The sequence below is a fragment of the Micromonospora sp. CPCC 205558 genome, assembly GCF_036902955.1.
GTDB lineage: Bacteria > Actinomycetota > Actinomycetes > Mycobacteriales > Micromonosporaceae > Micromonospora.
The window spans coordinates 146089-170227 of sequence record NZ_JBAKHR010000002.1; the positions used below are offsets into that span (position 1 = coordinate 146089).

At 71.4% G+C, this 24139-nt stretch carries 20 protein-coding genes; 12 read left to right on the top strand and 8 right to left on the bottom strand.

Annotated elements, in window-relative coordinates; all coding sequences use genetic code 11:
* Window positions 1-13 precede the first annotated feature (13 nt).
* Entirely contained in the window at window positions 14-1135 is a 1122-nt protein-coding gene (locus V6U86_RS03105; RefSeq protein WP_334498133.1) for a GH12 family glycosyl hydrolase domain-containing protein, read from the bottom strand.
* Between the two features lie 302 nt (window positions 1136-1437).
* Here V6U86_RS03105 and V6U86_RS03110 point away from each other — a divergent pair, with 302 nt between their 5' ends.
* Together V6U86_RS03110 and ctaD are read left to right on the top strand one after the other, a co-directional pair.
* Window positions 1438-2544 carry an FAD-dependent monooxygenase gene (locus V6U86_RS03110; protein ID WP_334498135.1) on the top strand — a complete coding sequence of 369 codons (1107 nt, stop codon included), beginning with the start codon at window positions 1438-1440 and terminating at the stop codon, window positions 2542-2544.
* Between the two features lie 130 nt (window positions 2545-2674).
* A complete protein-coding gene (ctaD, locus tag V6U86_RS03115) occupies window positions 2675-4432 on the top strand; it encodes an aa3-type cytochrome oxidase subunit I (protein ID WP_334498137.1) in 1758 nt (585 codons plus the stop codon).
* A gap of 819 nt (window positions 4433-5251) precedes the next feature.
* Here ctaD and V6U86_RS03120 read toward each other — a convergent pair.
* From V6U86_RS03120 to V6U86_RS03135, 4 genes are read right to left on the bottom strand one after another with little or no spacing between them, the layout of a single operon-like run.
* Complete coding sequence (locus tag V6U86_RS03120; protein WP_334498139.1) at window positions 5252-6499, bottom strand: MFS transporter; 1248 nt, start codon at window positions 6497-6499, stop codon at window positions 5252-5254.
* 40 nt (window positions 6500-6539) lie between these two features.
* On the bottom strand, window positions 6540-7121 hold the full coding sequence (locus V6U86_RS03125; RefSeq protein ID WP_334498141.1) for an isochorismatase family protein: 582 nt from the start codon (window positions 7119-7121) through the stop codon (window positions 6540-6542).
* Window positions 7122-7156: 35 nt separating this feature from the next.
* Entirely contained in the window at window positions 7157-8443 is a 1287-nt protein-coding gene (locus tag V6U86_RS03130) for a nicotinate phosphoribosyltransferase (RefSeq protein ID WP_334498143.1), read from the bottom strand.
* A 16-nt stretch (window positions 8444-8459) separates the two neighbouring features.
* Window positions 8460-11138 carry a LuxR C-terminal-related transcriptional regulator gene (locus V6U86_RS03135; protein ID WP_334498145.1) on the bottom strand — a complete coding sequence of 893 codons (2679 nt, stop codon included), beginning with the start codon at window positions 11136-11138 and terminating at the stop codon, window positions 8460-8462.
* A gap of 194 nt (window positions 11139-11332) precedes the next feature.
* Here V6U86_RS03135 and V6U86_RS03140 point away from each other — a divergent pair, with 194 nt between their 5' ends.
* From V6U86_RS03140 to V6U86_RS03185, 10 genes are all read left to right on the top strand, one after another.
* On the top strand, window positions 11333-12883 hold the full coding sequence (locus V6U86_RS03140; RefSeq protein ID WP_334498147.1) for a hypothetical protein: 1551 nt from the start codon (window positions 11333-11335) through the stop codon (window positions 12881-12883).
* 148 nt (window positions 12884-13031) lie between these two features.
* The gene (gene clpS / locus V6U86_RS03145) at window positions 13032-13322 is read left to right on the top strand and encodes an ATP-dependent Clp protease adapter ClpS (protein ID WP_334498149.1); all 291 of its coding nucleotides are present in this window, start codon (window positions 13032-13034) and stop codon (window positions 13320-13322) included.
* The gene (locus V6U86_RS03150; RefSeq protein WP_030331274.1) at window positions 13319-13819 is read left to right on the top strand and encodes a DUF2017 domain-containing protein; all 501 of its coding nucleotides are present in this window, start codon (window positions 13319-13321) and stop codon (window positions 13817-13819) included. The genes clpS and V6U86_RS03150 overlap by 4 nt, the downstream gene beginning before the upstream one ends.
* Window positions 13820-13871: 52 nt before the next feature.
* Window positions 13872-14360 (top strand): M67 family metallopeptidase, encoded by a 489-nt coding sequence (locus tag V6U86_RS03155; protein WP_334498153.1) that lies wholly within the window; start codon window positions 13872-13874, stop codon window positions 14358-14360.
* 65 nt (window positions 14361-14425) lie between these two features.
* Window positions 14426-14827, top strand: a complete 402-nt coding sequence (locus V6U86_RS03160; protein WP_334498156.1) for a MoaD/ThiS family protein — start codon at window positions 14426-14428, stop codon at window positions 14825-14827.
* Between the two features lie 11 nt (window positions 14828-14838).
* Window positions 14839-15804, top strand: coding sequence for a PLP-dependent cysteine synthase family protein (locus V6U86_RS03165; protein ID WP_334498158.1), 966 nt, complete (start codon window positions 14839-14841; stop codon window positions 15802-15804).
* 224 nt (window positions 15805-16028) lie between these two features.
* Window positions 16029-16772 (top strand): MBL fold metallo-hydrolase, encoded by a 744-nt coding sequence (locus V6U86_RS03170; protein WP_334498161.1) that lies wholly within the window; start codon window positions 16029-16031, stop codon window positions 16770-16772.
* A gap of 79 nt (window positions 16773-16851) precedes the next feature.
* Window positions 16852-17577 carry a ribonuclease PH gene (gene rph, locus V6U86_RS03175; protein WP_334498164.1) on the top strand — a complete coding sequence of 242 codons (726 nt, stop codon included), beginning with the start codon at window positions 16852-16854 and terminating at the stop codon, window positions 17575-17577.
* Complete coding sequence (gene rdgB, locus V6U86_RS03180) at window positions 17574-18188, top strand: RdgB/HAM1 family non-canonical purine NTP pyrophosphatase (protein WP_334498167.1); 615 nt, start codon at window positions 17574-17576, stop codon at window positions 18186-18188. The genes rph and rdgB overlap by 4 nt, the downstream gene beginning before the upstream one ends.
* Before the next feature lie 161 nt (window positions 18189-18349).
* Window positions 18350-19795, top strand: coding sequence for a glycosyltransferase family 39 protein (locus V6U86_RS03185; RefSeq protein ID WP_334498169.1), 1446 nt, complete (start codon window positions 18350-18352; stop codon window positions 19793-19795).
* Window positions 19796-19897: 102 nt separating this feature from the next.
* Here V6U86_RS03185 and hutH read toward each other — a convergent pair whose 3' ends face one another.
* From hutH to V6U86_RS03200, 3 genes are read right to left on the bottom strand one after another with little or no spacing between them, the layout of a single operon-like run.
* The gene (gene hutH, locus V6U86_RS03190; RefSeq protein ID WP_334498171.1) at window positions 19898-21436 is read right to left on the bottom strand and encodes a histidine ammonia-lyase; all 1539 of its coding nucleotides are present in this window, start codon (window positions 21434-21436) and stop codon (window positions 19898-19900) included.
* A complete protein-coding gene (gene hutI, locus V6U86_RS03195) occupies window positions 21433-22626 on the bottom strand; it encodes an imidazolonepropionase (protein ID WP_334498173.1) in 1194 nt (397 codons plus the stop codon). The genes hutH and hutI overlap by 4 nt, the downstream gene beginning before the upstream one ends.
* Window positions 22623-23984, bottom strand: a complete 1362-nt coding sequence (locus tag V6U86_RS03200) for a formimidoylglutamate deiminase (protein WP_334498175.1) — start codon at window positions 23982-23984, stop codon at window positions 22623-22625. The genes hutI and V6U86_RS03200 overlap by 4 nt, the downstream gene beginning before the upstream one ends.
* Between the last annotated feature and the right edge of the window lie 155 nt (window positions 23985-24139).

Here is a 24139-nt window from a genome sequence, read left to right on the forward strand (position 1 = left end):
CCCCACGGTCAGCTCAGGAGCGGGAGCAGGTTGCCCCGTTGAGCGAGAAACTGCTCGGCGACGAGTACGACCCGTTCAGGGTGCCCTGGTAGCCGAAGCTGGCCGTGCCTCCAGGTGCGATGGACCCGTTGTGGCCCACGTTGCGGGCGGTCACCGCCGAACCGCTCTGGCTCACCGTGGCGTTCCAGGCGTTGGTGACCGTCTGCCCGCTGGGCAGGCTGTAGTTCATCGTCCAACCGTTGATCGCGCTGGACCCGGTGTTGGTGATCTGCACGTCGGCGGTGAAGCCGTTGTTCCACGAGTTGGCCGTGTACTTCACCGCGCAGCCCGCACCACCGCCCGGCGGCGGGGTCGTCGGCGGGTTGGTGGGGTTGCCACCGCCGTTGACGTTGGCCGAGAACGAGGTCACCGCGAGACCGACGCCGCCCTGCCACGGCTCGAAGCCGGCCTGAATGCTGGTCAGGTACCAGGAGTTGTTGATCGCTCCCCGGTTGCGGGTGTCGTTGATGAAGTCCAGCACGCTGAAGTTCAGGCTGGAGATCGCCGACTGCGCGACGTAGGAGATGACGTTGTTGGAGCCGTTGCTGCCCCGCCAGACCTCCCAGGTGCGGCCGGCCAGGTTCGTGGTGCCGACCACCGAGCCGATGGGCTGGATCGGGCCCTGCCGGTTGAGCCAGATCATGATCTCCATCTGGTTCACGCCGTCCCGCTTGGGCGACGGGTCCAGCCAGATGTCGTACGACGCGTTGTAGGTGGCGCCGCTGACGTAGCGGTAGGAGATGCTGCTGGTGGCGCTGCTGATCTGGCTCACCTGGATCGGCAGGTTCGTGCCGGGGGAGCAGTTGGTGTAGTGACAACCGAAGAACACCGAGGGGTACGCCGTGGGCGCCCCGTTGGTGGGGCTGCTGCCGTTCAGCGTGGTGATCTCGAAGCCGTTGTTGGTGACGTTGATGCACTGCTGGGCGGTGGTGCCCCAGCGGTTGTTCTGCACCACGTACCGGCCCTGGATGGTGGTCGAGCCGTACTGCTCACAGATCTGGGTGTCGGCGGAGGCGTTGCCGCCGAGGGCGACGGCCACGAGTGAACTGGCGACCAGCAGCCCGGCGGCGGCCAGGGCCCGAAGTTTACGTTTCATGACGCTCCTTGACTGCGGCGCGTGCCCGGGCGCCGGATGTGGTGGGGCAGTGCGGGAGCGCTCCCACGCTCAACGACACATTTACATGTCTGAAACTGACGCGCAACCGTCCGCGGTGAACTGGCGAATTGTGAGGATTGCCGCGCCCCCGCCTTACGGCTGGCGACGGACGGCCGGCCAAGCGGTGCGGGTCGCCGACGAGCGGTGGCGTGCGGGCCGATTGGGCCTGGTGTGCGCCGATCGCTCCGAGTAGCGTGTTGCCTCCAACGCGTGCCGCTCCCCCTCCGGAGGCGTACACCACCATGGGTGGCTCCCCCCTGCGCATCCTCGTCGTCGGCGCGGGCATCGCCGGCCTGGCCGTAGCCCGGGCGCTGCGCCTGGCGGGCTTCCGGCCCGACGTGACCGACAAGCTGCCACCGGGGGAGTTCGCCGAGACTGGTCTGTACCTGCCCGGCAACGCCGCCCGCGCGCTGCACCGGCTCGACCTGCACGACCCGGTCCGGCCGATCGGGCAGGTGATCCGCCGCCAGCGGTTCTTCGACGCCGCGGGCGCCCAACTCTGCGAGGTCGACCTCGACGCCCTCTGGGCCGGCGTCGGCGAGTGCCGGGCGTTACCCCGGGCCGACCTGCACCGGGTGCTGCTCAGCGGTGCCGGCGGCGCGGTCCGGCACGGTGCCGAGGTCCGCACCCTGGACCTGCTCCCGGGCGCGGTCGGCGTCACCTTCACCGACGGCACCGCCACCGAGTACGACCTGGTCATCGGTGCCGACGGGCCACGCTCCTCGGTCCGGGCGCTGGCCGCGCTCGGTGGGCCGCCGCGCCCTGTCGGGCAGGTGGTCTACCGGGCCGTCCTGCGCGACGGCCCACCGGTCACCGAGTGGACCGCGCTGCTCGGGCAGCGCTCCGGCTTCCTGATGGTGCCGATCGGCGCCGGGCGGCTGCACCTCTACGCCGACGAGGCCAGCACCGAGCAACCCGCCGACCCGCTGGCCCGGCTGCGGGACGTCTTCGCCGACTACCGCGGCCCGGTGCCCGAGGTGCTGGCGGCGCTCGACGAGGTGCACGCCGGGATCACCGACGAGGTGGAGTTGGGCCGGTGGCACCGGGGGCGCGTCCTGCTGGTCGGCGACGCCGCGCACGCCACCGCGCCGACGCTGTCGCAGGGCGCGGCCATGGCCCTGGAGGACGCCGTGGTGTTGGCCGAGTCGCTGCGCGCCGCCAACAGCGTGGACGCGGCGCTCGTGGCGTACGAGAGCCGTCGCCGTCCGCGTACCCGATGGGTGCGGGACCGGACCCGGGACCGCAACCGGACCAGGGACGTGCCTCCCGCGCTGCGCGACCCGCTGCTGCGCGGCCGCGGCGACCGGATCTTCGGGGAGCACTACCGGCTCCTGCTCGGCCCGCTGTAGGCCCGTTGTAGATCGTGTCACGCCACCCCACGCGGCGCTGCGACCTGCCGGGGACTATCCTCCTTGCGGATGACGGCCCGCCGATAACCAGCGTGTGCCGAGCGGGACAACCGAGAACCGGAGGCCACTCGTGACCACCGTCGCACCCAAGCCGGTCGTGACCCGGCCCTGGCCGGTCCGGGAGCCGGTCAAGGGGTCGGCCATCGCGCGGCTGCTGCGAACCACGGACGCGAAGCAAATCGGGATCATGTACATGATCACCGCGTTCGTGTTCTTCATGATCGGTGGCCTGATGGCCCTGATCATGCGGGCTGAGCTGGCCCGACCCGGGCTGCAGTTCCTGTCGCCCGAGCAGTACAACCAGCTCTTCACGATGCACGGCACGATCATGTTGCTGTTCTTCGCGACGCCGATCGTGTTCGCCTTCGCGAACTACATCGTGCCGATCCAGATCGGCGCGCCCGACGTTTCCTTCCCCCGACTGAACAGCTTCGCCTACTGGCTGTACCTGTTCGGCGGCACGATGGCGACCGCCGGGTTCATCACCCCGGGTGGCGCCGCCGACTTCGGCTGGTTCGCGTACGCGCCGCTGAGCAGCGTCGAGCACTCGCCCGGCGTCGGCGCCAACATGTGGATCATGGGTCTGGCCATCTCCGGCCTGGGCACCATCCTCGGCGCGGTGAACATGATCACCACGGTGCTGACCCTGCGCGCGCCCGGCATGACCATGTTCCGGATGCCGATCTTCACGTGGAACATCCTGGTCACCAGCCTCCTGGTGATCCTGGTCTTCCCGCTGCTGGCCGCCGCGCTCTTCGCGCTGGCCGCGGACCGCATCCTCGGCGCCCACGTGTACGACCCGGCAACCGGTGGGCCGATGCTCTGGCAGCACCTGTTCTGGTTCTTCGGGCACCCCGAGGTGTATATCGTCGCGCTGCCGTTCTTCGGCATCATCAGCGAGATCATCCCGGTCTTCTCCCGCAAGCCGATCTTCGGCTACAAGGGCCTGGTGGCCGCCACCATCTCCATCGCGGCGCTGTCGATGAGCGTCTGGGCGCACCACATGTTCGCGACCGGCCAGGTGCTGCTGCCGTTCTTCAGCTTCCTGAGCTACCTGATCGCCGTGCCGACCGGTATGAAGTTCTTCAACTGGATCGGCACCATGTGGCGGGGCCAGATCAGCTTCGAGACGCCCATGCTCTGGTCCGTCGGCTTCCTGGTCACGTTCCTCTTCGGTGGTCTCACCGGTGTGCTGCTGGCCAGCCCGCCGCTCGACTTCCACGTGTCGGACTCGTACTTCGTGGTGGCGCACTTCCACTACGTGCTCTTCGGCACCATCGTGTTCGCGGTCTTCGCCGGCATCTACTTCTGGTTCCCGAAGATGTTCGGTCGGATGCTCGACGAGCGCCTGGGCAAGGTGCACTTCTGGCTCACCATGATCGGGTTCCACACCACGTTCCTGGTGCAGCACTGGCTCGGCGCGGAGGGATTCCCCCGGCGTTACGCCGACTACCTGCCTGGCGACGGCTTCACCACGCTGAACACGATCTCCACGATCGGCGCGTTCATCACCGGTATCTCCACGCTGCCGTTCATCTACAACTGCTGGAAGTCGTACAAGACCGGCCCGGTGGTCGAGGTGAACGACCCCTGGGGTCACGGCAACTCGCTGGAGTGGGCGACCAGCAGCCCGCCGCCGCTGCGCAACTTCGACCGGATGCCGCGGATCCGCTCCGAGCGCCCCGCGTTCGACGCGAAGTTCCCGGAGCTGGCCGCGGGTCAGAGCCTGGCCGGCCCGCCGGAGGGTGGCGCCAAGCCGCTCACCAGCGAGTCCGACGGCGGAGCCAGCTACCGCGAGGACACCGCGAGCGACGTCGACCGGCACTGACGCTCGACGCAAGCAGTACGACGGGCGCCGCGCCCCGGGATCACCGGGAGCGGCGCCCGTCGCTATGTCCAGCCAGTGCCACTCTCGCGTCTCGCCTCGTTCCGGCCGCTCCACGCCGCTTACCGGCAACTGTCTTTAGCCGCGTCTGCTAGGTCTGGGCCCGGCCCAGCGTCGGTTCGGCCTGGCGTCGGCTCGGCCGGCCTGGCGTCGGTTCGGTTCGGTTCGGCTCGGCTCGGCTCGGCCTGGCGTCGGCTCGGCTCGGCCTGGCGTCGGCTCGGCCGGCCTGGCGTCGGCTTGGCTGGCCTGGCGTCGGTTCGGCTGGCCTGGCGTCGGCTCAGCCTGGCGTCGGCTCGGCCTGGCCCCAAGGCAGGCCATGTCCCTAGTGAGCCTGATGCCTGTGAGTCATCACGATGACTCACAGACATCAGGCGTATCAGTATGTATGCCTGCCGGCTGCCCGGCGGACACCTCGATCCGCAGTTACCCCGGTACCGCTGTTGCGCCAGACGGCGCGCCGGCCGCCTCGACCCGCTCCTGCTCGCCTGTCCGCGGAGTTGCCCCCGCGCGCCCGCCCGCCCGGCTGGGCTCGGCCCGGCTCCGTCCGGCCCAGTCCGGCTCGGCTCGGCCCGGCCCAGTCCGGCCCAGTCCGGCTCGGCTCGGCCCGGCTCGGCTCGGCCCGGCTCGGCCCGGCTCGGCCCGGCTCGGCCCGGCTCGGCCCGGCTCGGCCCGGCTCGGCCCGGCTCGGCCCGGCTCGGCCCGGCTCGGCCCGGCTCCGTCCGGCCCAGTCCGGCTCGGCTCGGCTCCGGCCGGGTCGGACGGTTAGCGGGCGGCGGGGGTGAGGTCGGTTTCGACGGGCGGCGGGGTGGGGGCGCCGGCGTTGCGGCGGCGGCGCAGCTCGATCGGGAGCACCACCAGGGTGACCAGCGCGCCGAGCGCACCGGTTACCGCGAAGCCCCAGGCTGGCGCGCTGGCGTCGATCACCGCGCCGGCGAGCGGCGCGCCGATCGCGATGCCGACGGTGACAGCGGAGCCGTGCAGACCCATGGCCTCACCGCGTACCTCGGCCGGGACCAGGCGGCTGACCGCGTCCGAACCGGCCGCGATCGTCGGCGCGCAGAGCGCGCCGGCGGGGATCAACGCCAGGCACAGCAGCCACCAGTGCGCACCGCCCAGCCCCACCGGAATGGTGAACAGGGCCAGTGTGGCGGTCAGCACCAACGGGGAGAACGAGCGGTGCACGGCCCCGTAGGCGAAACCGCCGGCCAGCGAGGCGACCGCCCAGATGGCCAGGACCGCGCCGGTCCAGCCGACCTCGCCGCTGGCTCGCAGGACGGCTACCACCGCCACGTCGGTGCCGCCGAGCACCAGGGTCGCGGCGGCGCTGAGCGCCAGCACGGCGAGCAGTCGGGGTGTCAGCCACTCCCGACGCGGCACCCGGCGCTGTGGGCCGGCCGGCTCGGCGGCATCCCGGATCGGTGGGTTGACCAGCCATAGGGCGATCCCGGCGGCGACGATGCCGCCACCGACCAGATACATCGTGGTCTGCGCGGAGATCGCGGTGACCAGGGCCACCGCCAACGCCGGGCCGATCATGAAGGACAGCTCCACCGACATCGAGTCCAGTGCGTAGGCCGGGCGGCGCTGGTCCTCGGGGACCAGCGCGGCGATCGACTGACGGACCACGGAGAAGATGGGTAGGGCCAGGGAGCCGGCCACGAAGGCGGCCGGCAGGAGCAACGGGTACGCCAGCGAGGGCGCTGTGGACCAGAAGATCGCTTCGGCGATACCGGTGAGCACCAGGACCGGGCGCAGTCCTCGCCGGTCCACCAGCCGGCCGAGCAGCGGCCCGCCGATCGCCGCACCCACGGTGACGGCAGCACCCACCAGGCCGGCCGCCCCGTAGCCCCGATCAAGATCGAGCACCACGTGGAAGGTCAGCGTCACCCCGGTCGCGGTGAGCGGGATACGGGCGAGGACGGCGATCAGCAACAGCGACCGCAGGCCGGGCAGGGCGAGCGCCTGCCGGTAAGGCTTCATGTTCACGTGGGTCCGTACCTCCGGCGACATCCTCGACCGGCGGCGGCCCCTTGGCCAATCAATTAGGGCCTCATGCGGCTCTGATCACAGGCTGGCCGTGCATGATCACCCCGGCGCCGTCCATCGCGCGGAGGGCCACGTCGGTGGTCGCCGGGGCGACGGCGGCGGTCAACTCGAGCAGCACGGTCGTGACGAAACCCTCCCGGGCGGCGTCCAGCGCGGTCGCCCGGACGCAGTGATCCGTGGCGATCCCGACCAGGTCGACCCGGTCCACGTCGTGGCGGCGCAGCCAGTCGGCCAGGCACTCGCCGTCGTCGGCATGCCCCTCGAAACCGGAGTACGCCGCCGCGTGCTCGCCCTTGTGAAAGATCGCCTCGACGCGCGTGGTGTCCAGTTCGCTGTGGAATTCCGAACCGCTGGTGCCCACCACGCAGTGCCGGGGCCAGGACTCCACGAAGTCCGGCGGATCGCCGAAGTGGGCACCAGGGTCGACGTGGTAGTCCTTGGTGGCGACCACGTGCGCCCACCGGTCCGGCTCGGCGGCGAGTAGCCGGGAGATGCCGGCGGCCACCCCTGCCCCGCCGGCGACGGCCAGCGAGCCGCCCTCACAGAAGTCGTTCTGCACGTCCACGATGATCAGCGCGTTGGCCATCGGGGTTTCCCTTCGAGGTCGGATCGGCGGAAGGCTCAGCCAGCGGGTACGACGGTGACCGGCACGGCCGGGTCGCCGGCCGAGAGCTTCAGCCCCTCCCACGGGATGGAGATCAGACACTCACGCAGGTGCTCGCGCGACTCGTCGAGCGTGGGCAGCGGCACCGGCTCACCGGCGACCACGAACGACCGCTGGAGCAGGCGGTCGTTGGGCTGCCGGTCCGGAACGCCCTGCGGGACGATGATCTCGTCGGTGGCGGTGCCGGTCGGCTTGTGCCGGCGGACCGCGACCTTCCGGCCGCCGATTGTCGCCTTGTGCTCGGAGCGCTTCACCACCGGCCGTCCCTCGACCTCGACCAGCTTGTAGACCAACCCGGCGGTCGGTGCCCCGGAACCGGTGACCACGGCCGTGCCGGCGCCGTACATGTCCACCGGTTCGGCGGCCAGCGCGGCGATCGCGTACTCGTCCAGGTCACCCGACACGATGATCTTGGTCTCGGTGGCGCCCAGCGAGTCGAGCAACTCCCGGGACTGCTGAGCGATCACCGCGAGATCGCCCGAGTCGATCCGCACCGCCCGCAGCTCCGGCCCAGCCACCGCGATCGCGTTACGGATGCCCTGGCTGATGTCGTACGTGTCGACCAGCAGCGTGGTGTCCTTGCCCAGCGTGGCGACCTGCGAGGCGAACGCCGCCCGCTCGTCGTCGTGCAGCAGGGTGAAGGCGTGCGCCGCCGTGCCCGCCGTCGGGATTCCGTAGAGCGCACCGGCGGCGAGGTTGGACGTGAACCGGAAACCGGCCAGGTACGCGGCCCGCGCCGCGGCGACCGCAGCCCCCTCGTGTGCCCGACGCGACCCCATCTCGATCAGAGCCCGGCCCCGCGCCGCGGTCACCATCCGAGCTGCCGCCGCGGCCACGGCGCTGTCGTGGTTGAGCACTGACAGCGCCAGCGTCTCCAGCACCACGCACTCGGCGAAACCGCCGGAGACGGTGAGGATCGGTGAACCGGGGAAGAACAGCTCACCCTCGGCGTACCCGTCGATGTCCCCGGTGAAGCGGTAGTCGGTGAGCCAGGCCGCCGCCGTCTCGTCGACCACCCCGGTCCGCAGCAGGAACTCCACCTCGGCGGGGTCGAACCGGAAGTCACGGATGAGCTCGATCAGCCGGGCCGTCCCGGCGACCACGCCGTACCGGCGGCCACTCGGCAACCGGCGGCTGAACACCTCGAAGACACACCGGCGGTCGGCGGTGCCGTCCTTCAGGGCCGCGCTGACCATCGTCAGCTCGTAGTGGTCGGTCAGCAGCGCGGGGCGGTGGATGCTCACCGCCCCAGCCTAAGGTTCAGCTCGCGTCGCCGCCGTCATGGCCCGGTATCGAGCGTAACGCCGCCCACAGCTCGGCCCGGCTGGTGACGCCGAGCTTGGCGTAGATCCGCTGGAGGTGGTTCTCCACTGTGCGCGCCGACAGGTAGAGCCGTTCGGCGATGGCCCGGCTGGCCGCACCGTGCGCGGCGAGGCGGGCCACCTGCCACTCCCGCTCGGTGAGCACCGGCGCACCGGCCTGGAGCGCCGGGGTCCGGATCAGGTCGCAGCGCCCGAGCAAGCCGGCGAGGCGCTCCCGGGCGTCGTTGGCGGCGGCCGAGTGCTGCTGGCGCAACCGCTGAGCGGCCTGGGAGGTGGCCTCGGCCGCGTACACGGTCAACTCCAGTGCGGCGTAGTCGTCGGCGACCGCGAGCAGATCAGTGGAGGAGTCGATCACCGCGGCGCGGGCGTGCCGGGCCAGCAGCGGCGGAAGCACCCCGTCGACCCGCTCGGAGAGCTCGGCGAGGCGCTGCGCGACGGTGCGTCGACCACCGTCGGAACAGGTGGGCCCGACCGCCATGCCTGCCTGACCCAGTCGGACAAGGTCGTGCAGAACGTGCACCTCGTGCCCGGCGAAGCCGTCCGAGCGCAGCCGATCCACCAGGTCGCCGAGGTGCTTGACCGCGCCCATCAGGTCGCCACCCGCGGCGAGCGTCGCGCCCCGAGCCTGCTCCAGCCACGGGTAGAGCACCGCCATTCCCGGCGCGTGGGTGCGGTCGGCTTCGGCCATCGCCTCGGCTGCCTGCACGGCGTCACCGCGCAGCGCCGCCGACTGGGCGCGTTCGGCCTGGGCCAGGCCGGCGTAGACCCGACTCGTGGCCAGCACCGCGCAGGCGCCCAGGGAAGTCCGCATGGCCGCGGCGCTCTGCCCGCGCAGCCGGAACGAGTACGCCTGGAGGATGGCCAGATAGCCGGTGCCGAGGCGGAAGTCACCCTCCCCGGCGAGGTCGGCGAACTCGTCGGCAACGATCGCGTCGATTCCGGCCAGGTCGCCGGTGAGCATGAGCCGGGTGCCCCGGGCCAACTCCAGCGCCAGTTGGAGGTACGGCATGTCGGTGCGCCAGTTGGCAGCGGCCGAGTGCACCTGGGCGATGGCCGTACCACTGCGGGTCAGCTCGCCCTGCGCGGCCTGGACGTACGCGATTGTGGAACGGGCCAGTTCGCGGGCGGCGACGCCGGCCGCCGGCCGGTCCAGGACGCGTTGGCTGAGCCGTACCGCGGCGGTCGTGTCCAGTCGGTGCAGGCGCATGATCGCCTCGAAGGCGTGCACCCGGGCGCGGTCTGCGGAATCGCTGAGCTGCTCGACCTGGTCGGCGATCTCCTCCACCGTGGACTCCTGGCTCAGCCCCCAGTAGCTGACCATCCCGCGTACGGTCAGCCATCGACAGAATCGTCGCTCGTCGCCGGGCTCCGGGGTCACCGCGTCGAGGACGTCGATCGCCTCGCCGGGCCGGTCGGCGAACATCAGGATGGTGGCCAGCAGCTCCGCCGCGTCGGAGCCGCCGTCGGCATTCAGCGCGGCCCGCGCCAGGCGGGTCGCCAGCGGTACGTCGTAGCGGGTGAACGCCTGAACGGCGGCCTCCAGCAGCAGGGCCGGGTCTTGTGCGGTGCCCGAGTCGAGTCGCCAGACGGCGACCCGCAGCAGGTCGTCGCGGCGGCGCTTGCCGACCTGTTCGATCAGCTCGGCGAGGTGTGCCTGAAGCCGGCGGGTGCGGCTGACCGGACAGCGACGGCGCATCACCTCGCCGTAGAGGGGGTGGGCCAGCCGGACGTTGGTGCGTCGGTCGTGCTGGTCCACAGTTATCAGCCCGCGCTCCTCGGCGGTTTCCACGTCTGCCTGATCGGCGGCCTGCTTGAGCAGATGCAGGCCGAGTGGTTCGCCGAAGGCGACAAGCTCGACGACCGCGCGGACGCCGTCGGTGAGCTTTCCGACCCGGGTGTCGATGAGGTCGCTCAGGTTGGGTGCCAGCTCCAACCGGCCGGTCCACTTCCAGATCCCGTACGTCTGCTTCAACTCCGCGCTGCCGTTGGCGGCGTGCACCAGCTCGCGCAGCAGCAGTGGGTTGCCGGACGACAGTCGACCGAGCCGGTCGGCGGAGCCGGGGTCGACCGGGCCGCCCAGGATCGCCGCCAGCAGGCCCGCGGTCTCCGTCTGCGGCATCGGGGTCAGCTCGACGTGTTCGACCAGATCGTCGGTCCAGAGTGCGCGGATCGGCAGCGGGATCTGCTCGCCGTCGCGCAGGGTGCCGACCACTGTGGCGTTCTCGGCGCGGGCGACCAGGTGCACCAGCGCGGCGGAGGGTGGGTCGAGCAGGTGGGCATCGTCGATGGCGAGCACGATCCGTCGGCCGGCCGCCTGCTGTTGCAGCACGTGCAGCGCCCAGCGCAGGACACCGGCGGGGGAGAGGCCCTGGGGCTGCTCGGCGGGGAGGACCTGGACCAGCCCGCCGAACGGCAGCGCCGCCGTGGTGGCGCTCGCGGCGATGGACCAGATCGCGAACCGGTCGGTGGGCAACGCGCCCACGCCCTCGCGCAGCAAACGACTCTTGCCGATGCCAGCGCTGCCGCTGAAGAAGAGCCCGCGGCCGGCCTCACCGGTCACCGCCTCCAGCAGGCGGTTGAGCTCATCCGTGCGGCCGACGAACTCCCATCGACTCATCCGCGCAGCATATCGATCGGAATCCGTCCGCGCTCGCACCGTCACGGTACGAAGTTGAGTAATCGCACAATTACCGGTGAGTATTCGAGGTGTTCTGCCCGGTCGTCGGCCCGCCCGTAGTCTTCCGACATCCGGGTTGGCGTACCGGAAATTTCGCGACCGGACCTCCGATCACCTGCAACGGGAGGCACCTGATGAAGCAGGGCCCTCTCCCCTCGGTCGACTCGCCGGACGACATGACCGGCCCAGCCGACCTACCGACCTGCGGCCCGCTCCCGACCCGGGTCGGCGCAACCGGCCCCGCCCCGGACGAGCCGCTCGGCGTGGTCGCCGTCGGCCCGGCCGGTGCCGAGCGGCGTGCCGTGCTCGCCACCCTGCTCGGGCTCGACCCGGTCATGCTCACCGTGCCCGCCGGCAGTTGGTTGGTGGTGCGCAACGCCAAGGTGCCCACCCGGGCGGCGTTCGTGCCCGGTTACCGCCAGCCGCATTCGTACGGCGCGGACCGGGACGCCGCCGGTCCGGCGTTGGCCCGCCCGCCCCGGCGGGTCGAGCTGACCGTGCCCGAGCCCCTGCTACGGCACTTCGCGCTGATCGACGTTCCGGACACCGCCACCCTCGGTGTCTCCGGCACCCGGGTGCTGCTCGAAGCGGCGGGCCGGGCCGGCGCGCTGCTCTTCGTGATCGCCGCCGACCAGGCTTTCACCGCCGCCGAGTTGAACCTGCTCGCCGAAGTCGCCTCGACGTCGGTGGAGGTCGTCTTCGCGGTCACCCCGGGCGCGGTGGGTTGGGCTCCGCTTGCCGACGGCGCGGCGACTACGGAGGGCGCGGGGGCGTCCGTCCCGCCGGTCGGGGGTGCGCAGACCGAGGTGGATGCGGTCGCGGTGACGGTGGCGGCACATCGGGCCGCGCTGCTGGCCGCGGTGCCGGCGCTCGCGGGCGCGCGGTGGTTCCCGGTCGACGGTGCCGCCACCGCTGCCGACCTGCGGCGGGCGCTGGTGGGCTGGGCGTCGCGTGAGGGGTTGCAGCGGGCCAGCGTCGACCCACCGGTCCTGCCGGGCCAGCAGGGCCGCGTCGCCGTGGCCGCCAATCCGGGCGACTGGTCCGAACGGCTCGACCGCCACGCCCGCACGTGTGCGCAGCGGATCCGCCAGCACCTTGCCCTGGAGTTGGCGAACATCCACCTGCGAGCCGTTCAGGAGATCGTGTTCGGAGTCGGCTGTGCCGGCCTACCGGATCTCCTCGACCGGGAGATGGCGGCGTTGTCGCTGTTGGCCACCTCGCAGTGCGATCAGGCGGTGCGCGGCATCATGACCGACGCCGCGTCGCGGGTGCTGGGCGCTCCGCCGACCGAAGGCGTGCGACGCCGGATCGCCGCGGCAGTGCAGTACGGCCTGACCGATCATCGGCCCGGCCACGAATTGGACAAGGTGTTGTTGATCACCAGCACGGCCGGCGTGGCCGAGTTGACCGGCCCGGAGGCGATCGACGCTGCCGCCAGCTATCCGGTGGCGTCCCGAGACGAGGTGCTCCCGCCGGTCGCGGTGGCGCTCTCCGGCGGGTGCTGGCAGCAGTGGCGTACCCCCGGCAACGACGACCACAGTGCGGCGCGGGCCTGGTCCCAGCGGGCGGTGCGCGAGGTCGAGCTGGGGTTGTCCAGGGAGATCTCCCGACGGTTCGAGGTGATCCGCCTCTCGCTGGGCGTGGTGCTCTCCGATGCAGTTGATCACGGCATCCTGCTCGCCTGACGGCGCACCCGCCGACTGGTCCGAGTCCGGGCCGGACCCGGCGTCCGGTGGCGTTCCGGGCGGGTCGGGAGTGCCCGGGGTGGGTGATCCGCGCCGGGCCGGCGTTCCGGTTCCTCGGTTCCGGGAAACCGGTGGCACGATGGGGGGCATGGCGGCTCCACAGGTTGTACCGGTCGAGACGCCGGACACTGACGAGGTGCCGGCGTCCGACCGGCAATGGGTGACGATCGTGTGGGACGACCCGGTCAATCTGATGACGTACGTGACCTGGGTTTTCCAGAAGCTTTTCGGCTACAGCCGGGAGAGGGCCGAACAGCTGATGCTGGACGTGCACCACAAGGGCCGCGCCGTGGTCTCCACCGGTGCCCGGGAGCGGATGGAGCACGATGCGTCGCAGCTGCACGCGTACGGGCTGTGGGCGACGGTGGACAAATCATGAGCATGTTCCGTCGCCAGGCAGGTCACTACGTCGCCGTCTTCGCCGTCGACGAGGTGCGGGTGCTGCGTAAGGTCGCCTCCGAGGTGGTGGGTCTGCTCACCGACGGCTTCGACCACACCGACCCGGTCGTCGGTCGGCTCTTCCCGGCGGTCTACCCGCAGGACGCACCGGGCACCGCCGAGTTTCGCCGCTACACCGAGGGCGACCTGAAGACCGCGAAGATCGATCAGGCGGGGGCGATCCTGGCCGCGTTGCCGGACGACGCCGGCGGCGAGGTGCGGTTGGACGCTGAGGCCGCCGAGGCGTGGTTGCGGGCGCTGAACGACGCCCGGCTCGCGATGGGCGTCCGCCTGGAGATCAAGGACGGCACGGATCTGGGCGAGGAGTTGGACGACGCGGTCGCTGAGGACCCGGGTTCCAGCCGGGTGTTCCAGCTTTCGGTCTACGCCTATCTCGGGTATCTACAGGAGTCGCTGCTCAACGCCTTGATCGACTAGGGGTGACCGGCACCACTTCGGCCCGTGCTCGGCAGGCGTTAGGCTGGTGGACGTGCTGAGCATCGACCGGTCGATCATCGACGCGATCGTCGCCCACGCGCGGCGGGATCACCCCGACGAGGCGTGCGGCGTGGTCGCCGGTCCCGTCGGCAGCGACACCCCGACCCGGCACATCCCGATGGACAACGCGGCGCGGTCGATGACCTTCTACGAGTTCGACTCGATGGAGCATCTGCGCGTGTGGCGGGAGATGGACGACCGGGACGAGGAGCCCGTCGTCATCTACCACTCGCACACCGCCACGGAGGCGTACCCGTCGCGGACTGATGTCGCCTTCGCCGGTGAGCCGGGGGCGCACTACCTGCTCGTCTCGACCCGTGAGCCCGGCTCGGAGGAGATCCGGTCGTTCCGGATCGTCGACGGCGTGGTCACCGAGGAGCCGGTCCGGGTCGTGGAGGCCGGCGTCGACCCGCACGCCGTCCAGTCCTACATGTTCGGGCAGAGCCCGGCGACGGTCGATTACGAGTGTTCCGGCCGCTGACCTGTCAGCGCCGCAGCCGTCTCGTCCCGTCACCGTAGGCACACCCGATCAAGGAGTTCGACATCATGGCTATCGAGGTTCGCATCCCCACCATCCTGCGCAGCTACACCGGCGGCGCCAAGGTCGTCGACGGCACCGGCGACACCCTCGCCGATCTGCTCACCGACCTGGATTCGCGGCACGGCGGTCTGCGCGGCCGGCTGATCACCGACGCGGGCACGTTGCACCGCTTCGTCAACGTCTACGTCAACGACGAGGATGTCCGCTTCCTCGGCGCGCTGGACGCGAAGCTCTCCGACGGCGACAGCGTCACCATCCTGCCGGCCGTGGCCGGCGGCGCGTTCGGCTTCGCCGCGGCAGCGGCGATCAGTTCGCACAGCGCCGCGGCAGCGGCGATCAGCTCGCACGGCACCAGTTCGCACAGCGCCGCCGCCGTGGTGGCCGGCGACGCCGTCGCGGCTCGCTGAGGTCGGCCGCCATGGCGCGGTACGACAGCCTGCTCGACGCCTGCGGGGGCACGCCGCTGGTCGGCCTGCCCCGACTCTCCCCGACGGTGCCCGACGGTGCCCCTCCGGTGCGGCTCTGGGCCAAGCTGGAGGACCGCAACCCCACGGGCAGCATCAAGGACCGCGCGGCATTGTTCATGGTCCGGGCGGCGGAGGAGGCTGGCCGGCTCCGCACGGGTGACACCATCCTCGAACCGACGAGTGGCAACACCGGCATCTCGTTGGCGATGGTGGCCAAGCTGCGCGGCTACCGGCTGGTCTGCGTGATGCCCGAGAACGTCTCCACCGAGCGGGTCCAGCTGCTCCGGATGTACGGGGCCGAGATCATCTTTTCGCCGGCGGCGGGTGGTTCCAACCAGGCGGTCGCCACGGCCAAGCAGATCGCGGCCGAGCACCCCGACTGGGTGATGCTCTACCAGTACGGCAACGAGGCCAACGCGCGGGCGCACTACGAGACGACCGGGCCGGAGTTGCTGCACGACCTGCCCAGCATCACGCACTTCGTGGCCGGGCTGGGCACCACCGGCACCCTGATGGGCACCGGGCGTTACCTGCGGGAAAAGGTCGAGGGCATTCAGGTGGTGGCCGCCGAGCCGCGCTACGGCGAGTTGGTCTACGGCCTACGCAACATCGACGAGGGCTACGTGCCGGAGCTCTACGACGCGTCGGTGCTCTCCCGGCGTTTCTCGGTCGGCACCCGGGACGCGGTGTTGCGCACCCGTCAGTTGGTGGAGGTGGAGGGCATCTTCGCCGGGTTCTCCACGGGTGCAATCCTGCACGCCGCGTTGGCGGTGGCGCACGAGGCGGTTCGCGACGGCAGGCGTGCCGACGTGGCCTTCGTGGTCTGCGACGGCGGATGGAAGTACCTGTCCACCGGCGCGTACGGCGGCACGCTCGCCGATGCGGAGGACGCCCTGGAAGGGCAGCTCTGGGCCTGACCGATCTGGTCTCCCGACTACGGGCCGTCGACATCCGTCGACGGCCCGTTTCGCTGCCCGGCGTACCGCGAGCGGGTGTCACGTTCGTGACAACTTCCGTTGGATGATTCTTGCTGCCGGGCGCGCCAGCGTAGGCTGCGCAGCGTGGCGTACGCGTCGGTAGAGATCATGGCTGGAGCGGTGGCAGGCATGGATGCTACCGACAGTGACAGCGAGACGACTCGATGCGACTGACCGTCCTTGGTTGCGCCGGTAGCTTCCCCGGCCCCGAGTCGCCGTGCTCGGCGTACCTCGTCGAGGCCGACGGCTTCCGGCTCCTGGTCGACTTCGGCTCCGGGTCGATGTCCAGCCTCCAGCGGTACGCGGGGTTGCACGCCCCGGACGCGATCCTGCTGACCCACCTTCACTGCGATCACATCCAGGACGCAGTGACGTACGTGGTGGTCCGCCGGTACGCCCCCGAGGGCCCTCACCCGGCCCTGCCGATGTACGCGCCCGCCGGTGCTCCCGACCAGCTCAGCGCCGCGTACCACGACGACGGCCCGTTGGAGGACGTCTACCAGTTCTACGCGCTCGAACCGGGCACCTTCCCGATCGGCCCGTTCGCGGTCACCGTCGACCGGGTGAACCATCCGATCGAGACGTACGGGGTGCGGCTGGAGCACGGCGGTCGGTCGCTGTGCTACTCGTCGGACACCGCGCCCTGCGACGCGTTGCTGCGGTTGGCCCAGAACGTCGACGCCTTCCTCTGCGAGGCGAGTTTCCTCGACGGGGTGGACAATCCGCCGGATCTGCACCTGACCGGCCGGGAGGCCGGCGAGGCGGCTACCAAGGCGATGGTGGGTCGGCTGCTGCTCACCCATCTGGTCGCGGCCTGGGGCAGCGAGGCGCACACGTTGGAGTCGGCCGCGGCCGCGTACACCGGACCTATCGACGTGGTCCGCCCCGGCGCCAGTTACGACATCTGACCCGGCACGTCTGGCAGTCGGTGGTGTCCGGTCGGACACCCCGAGCGAGGCGGGTCGCCGCACCGCATAGGGTGCAGGCATGGCGCGACCTGACGGGCGAGGGCCCTCTCAACTTCGACCGGTGACAGTGACCCGAGGCTGGAGCACCCATCCGGAGGGCTCGGTGCTCGTCGAGTTCGGCGGCACCCGGGTGCTCTGCACGGCGAGCGTCACCGAGGGGGTGCCCCGCTGGCGCAAGGGCTCCGGGCTCGGCTGGGTGACCGCCGAGTACGCGATGCTGCCGCGTGCCACCAACACCCGCTCCGACCGGGAGAGCGTCAAGGGCCGGGTCGGTGGCCGCACCCACGAGATCTCCCGGCTGATCGGCCGTAGCCTGCGGGCCAGCATCGACCTCAAGGCGCTCGGCGAAAACTCGATCGTGCTCGACTGCGACGTGCTCCAGGCCGACGGCGGCACCCGCACGGCCGCCATCACCGGCGCGTACGTCGCGCTGCACGACGCGGTGGGCTGGCTTGCCGCCCGCAAGGCGTTGGCCGGCAAGCCGGAGAAGGTGATGCACCGTTCGGTGGCCGCGGTCAGCGTGGGGGTCATCGCGGGGGAGGCCCGGCTCGACCTCTGCTACGAAGAGGATGTCGCCGCCGAGGTGGACATGAACGTGGTGTGCACCGGCGCGGGCGATTTCGTCGAGGTGCAGGGCACCGGCGAGGCCGGCGTGTTCGCCCGCGACCAGCTCGACGCCCTGCTCGACCTGGCGGTCGCCGGCTGTGCCGAGTTGGCCGAAGCTCAGCGAAAGGCACTCGCATGAACAAGGTCCTGCTGGCCACCCGTAACCGCAAGAAGCTCGTCGAGTTGCAGCGGATCCTGGACGGCGCGCTCGGCGCGCACCGGATCGCCCTGCTCGGGCTGGACGACGTCGAGCAGTACGCCGAGCTGCCGGAGACCGGCCTGACCTTCGGCGAGAACGCGCTGATCAAGGCGCGGGAGGGGTGCCGGCAGAGCGGGCTGCCGACCATCGCCGACGACTCCGGGCTCGCTGTCGACGCGCTCAACGGGATGCCGGGGGTGTTCAGCGCCCGCTGGTCCGGCAAGCACGGCGACGACCGGGCCAACCTTCAGCTGGTGCTGGATCAGATCGCCGACGTGCCCGACGAGCAGCGGGCCGCCTCGTTCGTCTGCACGGTGGCGTTGGTGCTGCCCGGTGGCAAGGAGCACCTCGTCGACGGCCGGCAGCCCGGGCGGGTGCTGCGCGCGCCGCGCGGTGACGGCGGGTTCGGCTACGACCCGATCTTCCTGGGCGACGGACAGGACCGGACCAACGCCGAACTGACCCCAACGGAGAAGGACGCCATCAGCCACCGGGGCAAGGCGTTGCGGGAGCTGGCCAAGCTGGTCGCCAAGGTCCTGCCGGCGGATTGACTCGGGCTGCCTGGAAATCGCCGAACCAGCCTCGAAGAGGTAGCGAAGGAAGGGACGAGTCGACCGCCTGGCGCTGTCGGGTGTGGGGTGGGGTGCGAGACGCTCACGTTGGTGAAGGACGGCCGACGGGATGATCAACTTGTGCCGTAGGCTCCGCTTCCATGACTGCTGTCCTCGACGCACCAACCCCGGTGCGACGCCGTCGTAGGGTATGGGCTCACCCTGCGGCCGCCCCCATCGCCGCCTCCGCAGCGACGATTGCCGTCAGCCTCTACGGGATTGGCAGGCAGTTCCACCAGGACGAGGTGATCACCTGGTACGCGGCCACCCTGCCCGTGCGGGATCTTGGCGCGGTCTTTCGGCATGTGGACGTGGTGTTCGCCCCCTACTACCTGGCATTGCACGTGTGGTCTCGGGTTTTCGGGGCGTCGCAGTTCTCGTTGCGAGTGCCGTCTCTGGTGGCGATGGCTGTGGCCGCAGCGCTGGTCGTGGTGCTTGGCCGCCGCCTCGTCAACACCCGAGTCGGGCTGATCGGCGGCCTGCTGTTCGCCACGCTACCGGCGGTGTCACGGTACGCGCAGGAGGCCCGCCCGTATGCCCTCGCGGTCGCCGCCGCCCTGATCTCAACCCTCGCCCTGGTGTGGGCGGCTGAGCGGCAGACCTGGCTACGCTGGGCCATCTACGCCCCCACCGTCGCACTCCTGGCCGCAGCGCACCTGCTGGCGCTCATGCTGCTCGCAGCGCACTTGGCCTACATGGCGTCTCGCCGATCTGACGCGCTGCGATGGGCTGCTGCGGTCGCCGCCGGGATGCTTCCGGTGCTGCCGCTGCTGCTGCTCGGCTCCGGCCAGTCCGCGCAGGTGGCGTGGTTGGGCACCCCGAGCTGGACGAGGTTGCCCCAGATACCAGGGGAGGCCCTGGGCGCCGCAGCCGTCGGCGGGCTTCTGATTGGCGCGATCCTGGCGGTACGTCCGCCCGCGAACCGGACCACCGCGCTGCTCGTGACGTGGGGGATCGTGCCCCCGGTGGTGCTGTTCCTGGTGTCGCTGTCCTCGCCGACGCTGCACCCGCGGTATCTGCTCTTCACCGTTCCGGCGTGGTGCCTACTCGCAGCCCAGGCATGCCTCAGTCGATGGACCGGGCCGGCGATGATCGCGGCAGCGATCCTGTTGGGGATTTCGGGGCACACCGCTTTCCGCGGCGACACTCTCCCCGGCAACCCCGATCTACGCTCCGCGTACGCAGTCGTCGCATCCGCTCAGCAGCCTGGCGATGGGATTCTGCATCGCGGCCCACAGCAGAACGTGTCCCGCCTCGCCGCAGGCCTCTATCTGCCCGAACGCCGACCGCGTGACGTGCTGGCAATAGCGTCGGCGAGGCAGCAGGGCTCCTACTACGCCTTGGACCACGACGACGCCAACGCGGCCCAGGTGTTGCAGGGTGCGGGCCGCTTGTGGTTGTTCAGCAGCATCAAAGGCTCCCCGAAGCAGTGGCATGCGCTTCTCGGCGGCGGCAACCTGGGGGAACTTCTCCGCACCCGTTACACGCTCCAGCGGAGCGAGTCCTATGAGGGCGTCATCGTGCTGTTGCTGGTGCCTAAGCACTGACCTGGTTGGCATGCGGCCGGTGGCCAAGAGCACGCCGGCCGCAGCCATTCGCCGAGTGCGCGATCAGTCAGCTATCGCTGATCGCGCACTCGGCGGGCCGCGTCAGTCGAGCGTGCCGATTTCCGATTCGATGGCGGCCCGCAGGTTGGGGCCGGACAGCACCGCTCGGGCGGTCTCCACCAGTGGGGCGAGGAAGACGTCCGGCCCTGGCTCGCCGATCGCGTCGGCGAGCGCCTCCACTGCGGCCCGGCCGGCCGGTGACGGCTCCAGTGGGGCCCGCAGTTGAAGGCCGCGTACGCCGGCCAGCAGCTCCACCGCGAGCAGGCTGGTCAGGTTGTCCAGCACGGTACGCAGCTTCTTGGCCGCCGCCCAGCCCATCGAGACGTGGTCCTCCTGCATCCCGCTGGTCGGCAACGAGTCCACCGAGGCGGGGGCGGCCAGCCGACGGTTCTCGGCGACGATCCCGGCCGCCGTGTACTGGGCGATCATCAGCCCGGAGTTGACCCCGGCGTCGGGGGAGAGGAACGCCGGCAGCTCCCGGGAGCGGGTGACGTCGAGCAGGCGGTCCACCCGCCGTTCGGCGATCGCGCCCACCTCGGCGGCGGCGATGGCGAGGAAGTCCGCGGCGAAGCCGAGCGGCGCGCCGTGGAAGTTACCTGTCGACTCGACCCGGCCGTCCGGGAGCACCACCGGGTTGTCCACAACGGACACCAGCTCCCGGGCCGCGACCGTGCGGACGAAGTCCAGGGTGTCGCGGGCCGCGCCGGCCACCTGCGGCGCGCAGCGCATCGAGTACGCGTCCTGCACGGCGTGCGCCAGGTCGTCGCGGTGCGAGTCCATCACCCGGGAGTCCTGCAACAGCCGGTGGATGTTCGCCGCCGACGCCGCCTGACCGGGGTGTGGCCGGATCGCGTGCAGCTCGGGCAGGAATGGCCGCTCCGAGCCGAGCATCGCCTCGATGGCCAGCGCGGCCGTCACGTCGGCCATGGCGAACAGGTGCGCCGCGTCGTGGATGGCCAGCAACAGCATGCCGAGCATGCCGTCGGTGCCGTTGATCAGCGCCAGCCCTTCCTTGGCGGCCAGCTCGATCGGCTTGAGCCCGGCGGCCGTCAACGCGTCGGCCGCGTCCTGCCGCTCACCGGACGGGCCGAGGACCCAGCCCTCGCCGAGCAGCACCAGCGCGCAGTGCGCCAGCGGCGCCAGGTCACCGGAGGCGCCCAGCGAACCGTGCTCCGGCACCCACGGGGTGATGTCGTGGTTGAGCAGGTCGACCAGGGCCTCGGCGACCAGCGGCCGGACCCCGGAACGGCCCAGGGCGAGGGACCGGACCCGCAGCAGCATCATGGCCCGGACCACCTCGCGCGGCATCGGAGCGCCCACCCCGGCGGCGTGCGAGCGGATCAGCGCGTGTTGCAGCTCGGCCCGCCGCTCCGGTGCGATGAAGGTGTTGGCCAACGCCCCGAAACCGGTCGAGACGCCGTAGACGGGACGGCCCGACGACTCGATGCCGTCCACGATTGCCCTGCTGGTCGCCATCGCGTCGATCGTGGCCGGGGCGAGGACGACAGTGGCGGCGCCGCGGGCCACCGCGAGAACGTCGTCGGCGGTGATCCCGGTGGGCTGGATGGTCACGTTCGTCATTGCGGAACTCCGTTGCGTATTACCTGGCGGATCAGGGGGACACCGGGCCGGTAGGCCAGGTGCAGGTGCGACGGCGCGTCGAGGACGACGAGGTCGGCCCGTGCGCCGGGGGTGAGCACGCCGATGTCGTCGCGGCGCAGCGCCCGCGCGCCACCGGCGGTGGCGGCCCAGACCGCCTCCGCCGGGGTCATCCGCATCTCGCGGACCGCGAGGGCCACGCAGAACGGCATCGATGAGGTGTACGACGAGCCGGGGTTGCAGTCCGTCGCCAGCGCTACCGTGACACCGGCGTCGAGCAGCCGGCGCGCGTCCGGGTACGGCGAGCGGGTGGAGAACTCCGCGCCCGGCAGCAGGGTCGCCACCGTGGTCGTCGATGAGCCGCACATCCAGTCCACCGTTGTCGACGCCAACGCGTCCACGTCGGCGTCGCTCAGGTAGGTGCAGTGGTCGACGCTGGCCGCGCCCAACTCCACCCCGAGCTGAACGCCGGGGCCGGGGCCGAGCTGGTTGGCGTGCAGCCGGACGCCCAGCCCGGCGGCCTGACCGCAGGCCAGGATGGCGCGGGCGTGGTCCACGTCGAAGGCGCCCCGCTCGCAGAACACGTCGATCCACTTCGCGTACGGAGCTGCGGCGGCGAGCATCGGCCCGCAGACCAGTCCGACGTAGTCGTCGGGGCGGTCGGCGTACTCGGCGGGCACCACGTGCGCGCCCAGGAAGGTGGTCTCGGTGCTGGTCTCGGCGGCGATCCGCAGCGAGCGGGCCTCGTCGGCGACGGTCAGGCCGTACCCACTCTTGATCTCGATGGTGGTGGTGCCCTGGCGCAGCGCCTCCCCGTGCAGCCGGCGCACGGTGGCCCGTAGTTCCTCGTCGGTCGCGGCGCGGGTCGCGCCGACCGTGGTCCGGATGCCACCACCGGTGTAGGGCTGACCGGCCATCCGGGCGGCGAACTCGGCGGCCCGGTCCCCGGCGAAGACCAGGTGGGCGTGGCTGTCCACGAAGCCGGGCAGCACGGCGGCCCCACCGGCGTCGATCCGCCGGTCGGCTGCCGGCGCGTACGCGGACGGGCCGACCCAGACCACCCGCCCCTCCTCGGCCAGCACGGCGGCGTCGCGGCGGATGCCCAGCGGCCCGTTACCGGGACTGTTGGTGACCAGCTCCCCGATGTTGTCGATCAGCAGGCTGCCGCTCATACGGGCGTCACCGCCTCGATGGCCGCCGACAGTTCGGTCGGCACGTCGACGGTCAGGTGCCGACCCTCGGCCACCACCACCCGGCCGTCCACCACGACCTGTTCGACGTCCGCCGCGCCGGCCGTGAAGAACACGCCCACCGGCGGCACCCCGGCGGTGCGGGCGCTGTCCAGGCGTACCGTCACCAGGTCGGCGCGGGCACCCACGGCGATCCTCCCGGCGTCCGCCCAGCCCAGGGCGGCGTGCCCGGCGCCGCTGGCCGCCGTCAGCAGGTCGAGCGGCGCGAAGTGGCCGCGCCGGCGGGTACGCAGCCGCTCGTCCAGCTCCACCGCCCGGGCCTCCTCGAACAGGTCGATCAGGGCGTGGCTGTCGGTGCCGAGACTCAGCCGGATGCCCGCGTCGGCCATCCGTCGGGCCGGGCCGATGCCGTCGGCGAGGTCGCGTTCGGTGGTCGGGCAGAGGCACACCCCGGTCCGGCTGTCGGCGAGCAGGGTCAGGTCCGCGCTGGTGGGGTGCGTGGCGTGTACGGCGGTGGTGCCCGGCCCGAGCACGCCGTGCTCGGCGAGCAGAGCGGTGGGCGTACGCCCGTGCACGGCCCGGCACTCGTCGTTCTCGGCGGGCTGCTCGGAGAGGTGCACGTGCAGCGGCGCCTGCCGCTCCCGGGCCCAGTCGGCGACCGTACGCAACTGGTCGGCCGGGACGGCCCGCACCGAGTGCACGGCCGCGCCGACGCGGGCGTGCGGATCCGTCGGCTGGAACGCCGTGGCCCGCTCGGCCCAGCGACCCGCGTCACCGTCACCGAAGCGACGTTGCGGCCCGGCGAGAGGCTGGCCGTCCACGCTGGCGCTCAGGTAGGCGGTGTCCAGCAGGGTGAGCCGGATCCCGGCGTGCGCGGCGGCCTCCACCAGCGCCGCGCCCATCGCGTTCGGGTCGTCGTACGCCCCGCCGTCCGGCCGGTGGTGCAGATAGTGGAACTCGCCCACGCAGGTGATCCCGGCGAGCGCCATCTCGGCGTAGACGGCCCGGGCCAGGGCGAGGTAGGTGTCCGGGTCCAGCCGGTCCGCGACGGCGTACATCTGGTCCCGCCAGGTCCAGAAGTCACCCCGCCCGCCGTGGGTGCGCCCGCGCAACGCCCGGTGGAAGGCGTGCGAGTGCACATTGGCCAGGCCCGGCAAGGTCAGGCCGGGCAGCCGGGTGGCGTCGGCGTACACCTCGACCCCGGCCGGTGGCCTGCTGCCGGGGGTCAGCGGCGTCACCGCCGCGATCCGGCCGGCTTCGACCTCGATGAGCACGTCGGGTGTGGGTTCGGCGTGCTCGGGCAGCCAGGCGTACTCGGCGAGCCAGCGGGCGGTGGTCATGCTCCTCGCTTCCTTTGGAGCTGAATCGTCTGCGACATCAGCGGGTGGGGCGACCTCAGCGGGTGGGGCGATGTCGGCTGCTGGGGCGACCTCACCGGCTGGAGCGACCTCAGCGGGTGAGGCGACCTCACCGGTTGGGGTGCGGCGGCTGATTC

Excerpts from the sequence above, each read along its gene's own strand:
- V6U86_RS03105 (WP_334498133.1), bottom strand. The coding sequence starts at position 1,135 with ATGAAACGTAAACTTCGGGCCCTGGCCGCCGCCGGGCTGCTGGTCGCC.
- V6U86_RS03110 (WP_334498135.1), top strand. The coding sequence starts at position 1,438 with ATGGGTGGCTCCCCCCTGCGCATCCTCGTCGTCGGCGCGGGCATCGCC.
- V6U86_RS03120 (WP_334498139.1), bottom strand. The coding sequence starts at position 6,499 with ATGTCGCCGGAGGTACGGACCCACGTGAACATGAAGCCTTACCGGCAG.
- V6U86_RS03125 (WP_334498141.1), bottom strand. The coding sequence starts at position 7,121 with ATGGCCAACGCGCTGATCATCGTGGACGTGCAGAACGACTTCTGTGAG.
- V6U86_RS03135 (WP_334498145.1), bottom strand. The coding sequence starts at position 11,138 with ATGAGTCGATGGGAGTTCGTCGGCCGCACGGATGAGCTCAACCGCCTG.
- V6U86_RS03140 (WP_334498147.1), top strand. The coding sequence starts at position 11,333 with ATGAAGCAGGGCCCTCTCCCCTCGGTCGACTCGCCGGACGACATGACC.
- clpS (WP_334498149.1), top strand. The coding sequence starts at position 13,032 with ATGGCGGCTCCACAGGTTGTACCGGTCGAGACGCCGGACACTGACGAG.
- V6U86_RS03150 (WP_030331274.1), top strand. The coding sequence starts at position 13,319 with ATGAGCATGTTCCGTCGCCAGGCAGGTCACTACGTCGCCGTCTTCGCC.
- V6U86_RS03160 (WP_334498156.1), top strand. The coding sequence starts at position 14,426 with ATGGCTATCGAGGTTCGCATCCCCACCATCCTGCGCAGCTACACCGGC.
- V6U86_RS03165 (WP_334498158.1), top strand. The coding sequence starts at position 14,839 with ATGGCGCGGTACGACAGCCTGCTCGACGCCTGCGGGGGCACGCCGCTG.
- V6U86_RS03170 (WP_334498161.1), top strand. The coding sequence starts at position 16,029 with ATGCGACTGACCGTCCTTGGTTGCGCCGGTAGCTTCCCCGGCCCCGAG.
- rph (WP_334498164.1), top strand. The coding sequence starts at position 16,852 with ATGGCGCGACCTGACGGGCGAGGGCCCTCTCAACTTCGACCGGTGACA.
- rdgB (WP_334498167.1), top strand. The coding sequence starts at position 17,574 with ATGAACAAGGTCCTGCTGGCCACCCGTAACCGCAAGAAGCTCGTCGAG.
- V6U86_RS03185 (WP_334498169.1), top strand. The coding sequence starts at position 18,350 with ATGACTGCTGTCCTCGACGCACCAACCCCGGTGCGACGCCGTCGTAGG.
- hutH (WP_334498171.1), bottom strand. The coding sequence starts at position 21,436 with ATGACGAACGTGACCATCCAGCCCACCGGGATCACCGCCGACGACGTT.
- hutI (WP_334498173.1), bottom strand. The coding sequence starts at position 22,626 with ATGAGCGGCAGCCTGCTGATCGACAACATCGGGGAGCTGGTCACCAAC.
- V6U86_RS03200 (WP_334498175.1), bottom strand. The coding sequence starts at position 23,984 with ATGACCACCGCCCGCTGGCTCGCCGAGTACGCCTGGCTGCCCGAGCAC.